Genomic DNA, 6,682 nt, shown 5'->3' with positions numbered 1-6,682 from the left:
CCAGGGACAGCAGCGCCCACAGGGGCCGCAGGGGCCGCAGCGCCCGCAGGGCCAACCCCCTCAGCGACCGCCGCAGGGCGCGCAGCCGTATCCTGGTCAGCCTCCGACTCGGTCCGGGGCGACACTCGGCCGCATCCAACCGGTGCAGGTTCCGGTGAGCCAGGCGAAGTTCGCGCCCGGCTCCGGGCCGCAGCAGCCGGTTCCGCTGTACACCGATCCCGAACCGCAGCAGCCGCAGGGTCCGGTCGTCTCCACTCCGAGACGAGGTTTCCAGCCGAAGCGCGACGCCCCCGAGCGTCCCGCACTGGTCAATCCCTCCGCAGCGCCCGTCATGGCGAAAGCTCCGCCGCCCTTCACGGTACGGATGTCGCAGTTCCTCTGGGTGCTGAGCTTCGCCGTCGGCGCAGTGGCCGTTGTCTTCTACTTCGTCATCCGCGAAGACCAGCTGCCGTTGATCCAAGACGTCATCCGCGGGGTCAACGAGGGCCGCGACGACGCGACCTACGAGTCGGCAGCCGACATTCTCTTCTGGTCGGTGTTCGGCATCATGGTGACGCTGCTGCTCCTCCAGATCGCGCAGCTGGTGTCGTTCTCCGGACGCAAACCGAATATCCGGTGGTGGCAGCTGGGGACGACCCTCGTGATGGGCGTCGTCTATCTGATCGCCCTAGAGTTTGTCGGGACCGGAGAGTACGGAGCGATGCTCGAGCAGCTCTTCATCGCTCAGGCCGGCCTCGCCGTCCTCGCGCTGCTCTTCAGCACGTTCCCCAATGCTTTGCGCTGGACCGCCCGTCGGGTTGATGTCCGTCCTGCTGGGGGCGGCGACGAGTTCTGACACGATCTCCTCGAGGCTGCGGATCACCACGCGGCAGACTTCCACGGCGGCCCGCTCGGTGAGCGGGGACTGACTCAGCGAACGCCAGTAGGCGAGCTGCGCGTCGACCTCTTCGCGAATTGCCGCGTCGGTCGCCTCGTCGTCGAGTCCGAGTCGGGCGGTGGCGGTGACCCCCTGACCACCGATGATCCGCTCAGCCACGGCCGAGTCGGCCACACGCAGCGGCAGCCCCGACGCCTTCGCCTGAGACAGCAGGGACAACTCGCGCAGCGTATGCGCGGTAGCGCGGATGCGCTCGATCCCGGCGAGGATCGACTGCGTGCCCTCCCGGGGGTCTTCGCGGATCGTCTGCTCCAGACCGTCGAGCACGCCGCGCACCTTCAGGTCTGCCCCACGCGTGCGGAACTGCTCGCGGACGAAGCCCTGAAGTTCATTCAGGCCGCTGTGCTGCACCAGCTGCTCTGCCAGATCGGTGGAAGTAGACGCGCCGCCGCGGATCAATGCCACCGCGAGCCGGACGCCGAAGATGCCGAAACGGGCGAGGAGATCCTTCCGCACCTTCTCGCTCAGCGTCGTCACCTCAGACGGGCGGGCGAAGCGATCGGCCGACACCATCAGGCGTTCGCGATCGTCACGCGGCAGGGCGGCGAGTTCCTTGAACGCCGCGTACTCGCCCTCACGGAGCGTTTTGGCACTCTCGGCGAGAAGGCCGGCCACGGGAACCACCCCGAGCGACAGCGAGGCCAGGTCGCCGTCCTTCTCGTACCGGCGGGCGACCTTCTGCGCCGAAAGCATCGAGTCGATGCGTCCGGAGCCGATCTCGTCGGCACGTGAAAGCACCGCCACCGCGTTCACCGTCTCAGACGACCCCGCCGCGGTGTCGCGGAAAGACTCGAGGAATTTCAGGTCGGAGGCGTGAAGGTGCCGCATGAGGTAGATGATGGCGTCAGCCGACGACGGACGCGCTTCGGGCACGAGGAAGGCCGTCGATCGGGCGGAGACGTCCGTCGACAATGAGGCGATGCCGGGGGTGTCGATGAGGATGACGGAGCGCAGACCGGTAGACGGCCATCCGACGTCGATCCAGGCGACCTCCTCGGCCGCGACGCCGTCGAGCTCGAGCACGAGGCGCCCCGCCTCACGCTTGATGGGCATCCGTCGCGGCTCTCCCTCGTGCGGGTGCAGCGTGATGCTCGGGGTTGTGGAGTAGCGGTACCAGGTCACCACCCGGGTGCACTCCCCCGCATCCGTGGGAGCGAGTTTCTCGCCGAGGATGGCATTCAGGAGCGTGGACTTGCCCGCCTTGACCATGCCGGCCAGGGCCAGCCTGAGCGGTTCGTGCAGGCGGCGGTGCAGGTCATCCAGAGCCGTCCGAGTGGCGGACGTCTCGTCGTAGAGCTCCAGGGCCGATGCGAGCAGCTTCGCCGCGTCGTCGCGTACCGAACTTGTCACCGCCGCACGGTCTCCAGCTGCTTGATGGCCGGCACATTCGGGATCTTGGCACGCACCGTTTCGATCTGGGCGATCTGCGCCTGCAGCTGCTTGACACGCTGGTCTTGGTTCGCCGAGAACGAGCCCGCAGCCTGCTTGGCCGCGAGCACGGCCTCGGACAGCGAGCGATGGAGCTCGTCGGCGATGCTGCCGAAGTGGTCGCGCGCCGCGCGCTGCACCATACGAAGGCGGTCCTTCAGCTGCTTGGAGACCTGGAAGATCACCTCGTCGATGTGCCTCCGGACGATGTTCTTCGCCTCGAAACGGCGGCGCGACAGGCGGTTGCCCATGTCTTCGCGATACGCGCGACGTCCCACAAGCACACCGGCGAGGAGGGAGAGCGGGTTGATCAACGAGAGGCCGATGAGGCTGGTCGCGAGCCCGACCATGAGCACCCCGCCATAGGATCCGCGGACGCCGATGAAGATCTTCTCGCCCGCCCCGAGCGTGCCCGCATCCAAATGAGAGATCTGGTCGATCGGGTCGAGCACACCCGAGGTATCGGCCACGTAGACGAGAGGAATCTCGGTCTCGCCCTCTTGGAACAGATCCGCGACCTCCTCGCACAGCCAGCGTGAGCGCTCGTCGGTCCAGACGAAGGTCTCGGACACCGCGGCCGAGACGCGCTGGTCGAGCCAGTCCGTCATCTGCTCCCAGATGGGGCCGGGGTCACCCTCGTCGATGGCGTTCTCGGCCTCGCGCTGTACCCGGCGGAGGCGGTCGCGCAGGTCGTGCTCCATGTCGGAGATGAGGTCGGCGACGCCGTCGTTCAGAGCCGTCTGCCACTTCGACGACCGACCGCGGAACTCCTCGGTGCGGGCTTTGGCGTCTTCGAGTTGCGCGATCATGCGCGGGGTGTCTTCGGGGTGCAGAATCGCGTTCAACTCGCTGGTGAGCGACATCTGCAGCTGATCGACGACCGAGACCAGGTCATGTACGGCCGAACGAGCCTGGATGTCCTCGGCACGTCCGAGCACATCACGACGAAGGTGCGAGACCAGAGCCGGGAAGCCCGACTCGTCGTTGAGTTCTCGGTCCTGCAACTGAGCGGCCATGAGGCGCAGATCGCTCGACACGGAGAAGACGGGAACGTCACCGACGTCCCCGAGATGGCCACGATCGATCTGCTCGATCTCGCGCCAGTGCGGGTACAGGTCGGTCTTCGCGATGACGGCCGCGACGTTGGGTGACACGCGCATCGCGTGGCGCAGGAACTGCACCTCGGGCTCGGTGTATTCCTGTGAGGCGTCGGAGACCAGCAGGACCGCGTGCGCGCTTGACAGCGCGGCGAGTGTGGCGAGGGCGTTCGTCGAGTCGAGACCGCCGACGCCGGGAGAATCGACGAGCCGCAGACCGCCCTTCAGCAATTCGCGAGGGAGCGCCACCTCCGCGCCGACGATCTGCTGCTCGTTCTGGGGGTTGCCCTTCTCGGAGACGTACTGGGCGAGGTTCTCGAGCGGCACCTCCAGACGTTCGACGACCCCTGGCTCGCCCTCCTTCTGGGTGACCACCCAGGCGCCCGGCGTCTCGGAGTACCCCACGGCTGTCGGCACGCTGGTGGCCACATCGTCGTCGACGGGGCAGACCGGAGCATTGACGAGGGCGTTGATGAGCTTGCTCTTGCCCTTCTTGAACTCGCCCACGACGATGACACGGACGTTCGGGTCTTCCAGACGGTCTCGGGTGTGGTGGAGGCGGTCGGCGAGGTCTGCGCGACCGGCGGAGTCGGCGAGCGTGCCGATGTTGTCGACGAGGGCGACCAGATTCTTCCCGGTCTCGCTCTGCGCGAGCGCCGGCAGCGTCACCTCCTGGCCCTGCTGCCCCAACCCGCCTGCATTGCCGGTGTCGTTCGTCTTGTCCGCCACACATCCCCCTTGGTCGTGCATCCCCACCCACACGCTACGCCAATCTTCAGCGTGCGAGAACTGCCGCCGCTCGGGCGGTAAACGCGCCTTGCCCGGCCACTCCCCAAGGGGTGGCCGGGCAAGGTGTGTTCGATTAGTGAACTGGTATCAGATCACAGCTCGATGTCGTCGGCGACGACGCTGTCCTCGGTGAACAGGTTGCCGCTGTTCGACCAGTCAACGTCGGTGTCGATCTCGGTGTACTCGTACTCGTTGAAGGCGTCCTCGATGTCGACATCGATCGCGGTGTTCGTCGAGTCGTCGTTGAAGGAGTCCTCGATGTCGAGCTCCCACTCGTAGTTCTCGTTGACCGAGTTGTCCTGGAACGAGTCGCTGATGGACAGCGCGTTCCACTCGTTGCCGATGTAGACGTCACCCACGGTGGTCTCGGTCACCGAGTTGTCGACGTCCACGTCGCCGCCCGCGGCGATCGACATGTCACCCGAAGCAACCGCGGCACCCTGACCGAAGAACTGCGACACGTCGTCGCCGGCCTCGATGTTCTGGTTGACCGACTGGTCGACGACCGTGGTGCGGTTGTCGATCGAGAAGGTGCCACCGGCGGCCGCAGCGGCTGCAGCGCCACCGGCGCCGGCGCCGTGGAACGCGTAGTCGTTGTTGACGTTGGTGTTGTACTGGCGAACACCGACGGTGATCGACTCGTCAGTCAGCGTGTAGTCGTTGTAGGAGTCGGTGTTGCCCGAGTCTTCCCAGCTGTTGTTCGAGTCGACGTCGTTGTACGAGTCGTTGGTCGAGTTGTCCGAGTTGTCGGAGTTGTCCGAGTTGTCGGAAGCGTCGATGGCGACGGCCACGTCCACGTCGGTCTCGTTGAACGAGTCGGACGCGGTGTTGCCCGAGTCCTCGATGTCGACGTCGTTGTTCGAAAGCAGGTCGTTGTACGAGTCGGTGTTGCCCGAGTCGGTCGCGGTGTTGCCCGAGTCGACGGCGACGTTGTTGTCCGAAAGGACCTCGTTGCCGACGGTGCCGATGTTGTTGTCGTCGTTTCCGAACACGTTGTCGTCATCTGCGATGACGTTGTCCTCGATGTTAGGCATTGCCCATCCCTTTCGTTGGAAGCCTGTGGCCTTGCTCCATCAGTGTCAGCCTCAGGTGCCATCCCCGGCATCCGGGATGACCCCGGAGCCTTTCGGGTTTCCCCTAGGGGTCCGGTGCGGGGTTTCGGGGTTCGGGGTCTCAGGGGTTCGGGGATCCGCACCCCGCCCCGCCTAGGCTTGCCGGGTGGATAAGGCCGAACTCGCCGCCCTCCTGACCCCCGAAGGACTGCGGCTCCTCGATGACCTGCCGCCGGTGAAGACCGCGGCGGATGTCGCGACCGCCGTCTCGCGCTTGAGGAAGGCCGGGCACTCCCCCGATCTGGTCTCGGCAGTCGTCGGGCAGGCCCGCCTTCGCGAACGCGCGACGGCGAAGTTCGACGCCTTCGCTTCGGGCATGCTCTTCACCCGCGCAGGGCTCGAGCAGGCGACACGTCTGTCGGTCGCCGCGCACCACGCCCACCGCTTCCGCGCCGCGGGGATGACCTCGGTCGCCGACCTCGGCTGCGGAATCGGCGGCGACGCGATGGGGTTCGCCGCCCTGGGCCTGCGGGTCACCGCGGTCGACGCGGACGAGGTCACCGCCGCGATCGCGGCCTACAACCTGGCTCCCTTCGGCGACCTCGCGACGGTGCGTCATGCGACGGCGGAGGACGCGGCATCCGATCTTGCGGCCCTCGGGAACCCGGATGCCTTCTGGCTCGATCCCGCCCGCCGCACGGCCGGCCACGGCGACACGACCCGCACCGCCTCCTCCGAGTGGTCGCCGCCGCTCGAGTGGGTCTTCGCCCTCGCCTCCCGCCACCCCACCGGCGTGAAGCTCGGACCCGGGATGGACCGCGACCTCATCCCCGACGATGTCGAGTCGCAGTGGGTGAGCGCCGACGGGTCGACGATCGAGCTGGTGCTGTGGTCGGGCGCACTCGCGCGCGAGGGCGTGCGCCGGGCGGCGCTGGTGCTCCGCGGCACCTCGGCGGTCGAACTCACCGCGCCGGCCGACACCCCGGACGAGCCGGTGCGGGCGCTCGGCGCGTTCATCCACGAACCCGACGGCGCCGTCATCCGCGCCCACCTCATCGGCGAGGTCGCCCGCGCGCTCGGAGCGGGGATGCTGGCCGATCGCGTCGCCTACCTCACCTCCGACGCAGAGCTCACGAGCCCGTTCGTCTCGACGTTCCGGGTGCGTGAGACCCTGCCCTCCGACATCCGGAAGCTTGGTGCGGCCCTCCGCGAGCGCGGAATCGGGCGCCTGGAGATCAAGAAGCGGGGCGTGGATGTCGACCCGGCGGCGCTTCGCACGAAGCTGAAGCTCCGGGGTGACGGTGAGGCGACCCTCATCGTCACCCGCGTGGCGGGTGCCCGCGTCGCGATCCTCGCCGATCGCATGCCCGCCGCCTGAA

At 67.4% G+C, this 6,682-nt stretch carries 4 protein-coding genes; 1 reads left to right on the top strand and 3 read right to left on the bottom strand.

Features of this window, described 5'->3' with window-relative positions; translation table 11 throughout:
* Positions 1–667: 667 nt before the first annotated feature.
* The 3 genes from V6S02_RS01720 to V6S02_RS01710 all read right to left on the bottom strand — a co-directional run bounded on the left by V6S02_RS01720 (position 668) and on the right by V6S02_RS01710 (position 5,285).
* Positions 668–2,287 carry a dynamin family protein gene (locus V6S02_RS01720; RefSeq protein WP_336399626.1) on the bottom strand — a complete coding sequence of 540 codons (1,620 nt, stop codon included), beginning with the start codon at positions 2,285–2,287 and terminating at the stop codon, positions 668–670.
* Positions 2,284–4,191, bottom strand: coding sequence for a dynamin family protein (locus V6S02_RS01715; protein WP_336399625.1), 1,908 nt, complete (start codon positions 4,189–4,191; stop codon positions 2,284–2,286). The genes V6S02_RS01720 and V6S02_RS01715 overlap by 4 nt, the downstream gene beginning before the upstream one ends.
* 152 nt (positions 4,192–4,343) lie before the next feature.
* On the bottom strand, positions 4,344–5,285 hold the full coding sequence (locus V6S02_RS01710; RefSeq protein ID WP_336399624.1) for a hypothetical protein: 942 nt from the start codon (positions 5,283–5,285) through the stop codon (positions 4,344–4,346).
* 184 nt (positions 5,286–5,469) lie between these two features.
* Between V6S02_RS01710 and V6S02_RS01705 the strand changes: the two genes are divergently transcribed.
* Complete coding sequence (locus tag V6S02_RS01705) at positions 5,470–6,681, top strand: class I SAM-dependent methyltransferase (RefSeq protein WP_336399623.1); 1,212 nt, start codon at positions 5,470–5,472, stop codon at positions 6,679–6,681.
* Position 6,682: the final 1 nt, after the last annotated feature.

Source organism: Microbacterium sp. CCNWLW134 (genome assembly GCF_037083565.1).
GTDB lineage: Bacteria > Actinomycetota > Actinomycetes > Actinomycetales > Microbacteriaceae > Microbacterium.
Note: the sequence above shows the minus strand (reverse complement) of the source record. Positions and strands in the feature narration are given on the sequence as shown.

Coding starts and splice junctions, on each gene's coding strand:
- V6S02_RS01710 (WP_336399624.1), bottom strand. CDS start 5,285: ATGCCTAACATCGAGGACAACGTCATCGCAGATGACGACAACGTGTTC.